Annotated in this window: 1 protein-coding gene; it reads left to right on the forward strand. The window is 43.3% G+C overall.

Going from position 1 to position 1827, the window contains the following annotated elements; genetic code table 11:
* Window positions 1–79: 79 nt before the first annotated feature.
* Window positions 80–1659 (forward strand): IS3 family transposase gene (locus ABCW45_RS17645; RefSeq protein ID WP_425518636.1). Its coding sequence is split into 2 segments (ribosomal slippage): window positions 80–545 and window positions 545–1659, totalling 1581 coding nucleotides; the frame shifts between segments, so codons are not numbered across the junction.
* Window positions 1660–1827: the final 168 nt, after the last annotated feature.

Consider the following 1827-nt stretch of genomic DNA (forward strand, 5'->3'; position numbering starts at 1 on the left):
CCCTGTGTGTTAGGATAGTTGTCAGTGAAAGATAATTACATTTGTGGTAGTATAGAGCTATCGCAGGAAGGGAGCTTTCATTATGAACTATAGTCCAGAGTTAAAGGATGCACTCCTCAGGAGGATGCTTCCACCAAACAATGAATCCATTACAAAAATTTCCAGAGAAGAAGGTATTTCCGAACAGACATTGCGTAACTGGCGGGACAAAGCCAGAAAGGAAGGCTATGCCACTCCTGGTACAGATGCCATCCCAGACAATTGGAGCACACAGGATAAATTCTTAGTTGTTGTTGAAACAGCGAGCATGAATGAAACGGAACTTGCTGAATATGCCCGTAAAAAAGGACTTTATGTTGAGCAGATTAAGGATTGGAAAGATGCCTGCATGAATGCAAATGGCGGCATCGCTAAAGAGGCCTCCCGACTAAACCGGGAACTCAAGGATTCTGAAAAAGAACGCAGAAAACTTGAAAAGGAATTACAACGCAAGGAAAAAGCTCTTGCCGAAGCTGCAGCTTTACTTGTATTGTCAAAAAAAGCAAATGCGATCTGGGGGGATCCCGAGGACGAATGATTAGCGCCTCAGACCGCGAAAATGCTGTACTGCTAATCAATGAAGCTATTGCATCTGGTGCATCCTGCAAAAAAGCCTGTTACCGTCTCGGAATTACAGAAAGGACTTTTTACCGCTGGAAAAAAAGGAAATCAGATATAAATTCCTATGAAGATGGACGTCCCACAGCGGATCATTCAGAGCCGGCAAATAAGATCCCGACAGAAACCCGAAAGGAAATCATAAATATCTGTAACAAGCCTGAATACGCCAGCATGGCGCCATGTGAGATCGTTCCAACACTAGCCGATGAAGGCATCTATATCGCCTCTGAATCAACCTTTTACCGTGTTTTACGGGAAGAAAAAATGTTGAACCATCGTGGACGCAGTGAAGCACCAAAGCATAACCGTCCGTCTACATACAGTGCAACAGCACCCAATCAGGTGTATATGTGGGATATTACGTATCTGAATGGCCCACATAAAGGAATGTTTTACTATCTGTATCTTTTTTCGGATCTCTATGACCGGAGTATCGTGGGCTGGGAGGTCTATGAGGCAGAAAATGCCGATTATGCCAGCAGCCTGATCAAAAGGATTTGTTTAAAGCAGGGACGCCTTACTACAGAGCCATTAGTATTACATTCTGATAATGGTTCTCCCATGAAAGGTGCAACGATGCTTGCAACGCTGTATCAGCTTGGCATAACACCTTCAAACAGCAGACCGCGTGTAAGCAATGATAATCCATATGCGGAAAGTCTCTTTAAAACATTAAAATACCGTCCGAATTATCAGCCTAAAGGGTTTGCAACACTGGAAGAAGCAAGGGAATGGGTAAGTCTGTTTGTAAAGTGGTATAACCATGACCATCATCATAGTGGATTAAAGTTTCTTACCCCATATCAGCGCCGCAGTGGTTTATCTGACAAGATACTTGCCAAACGCAAGGAAGTTTATGAAGCAGCCAAAACAGAGCATCCCGAGCGTTGGAACGGACGTTTGACCCGTGACTGGAGCCTTCCGGACACAGTGTATCTGAATCCGGAGAAAATAAGCGAAGAAGCAGAAACTGCTGTTGAGGAGACAGCTGTTTCATAAAAATCTGATGATTCAAATGGACATGCTCAGATAAAAGCTCTGTGCCTGACGTGATTGTCAATAAAAATGGGGTATTCATTGATACTCACGTCAGGTACAGAACAATATCTGATAACCTGTCGAAACAAGAATATAAATTTTTACTGACAACTACCTTGACAATCAGCG

This window comes from Pilosibacter fragilis (genome assembly GCF_032490495.1).
Lineage (GTDB): Bacteria > Bacillota > Clostridia > Lachnospirales > Lachnospiraceae > Pilosibacter > Pilosibacter fragilis.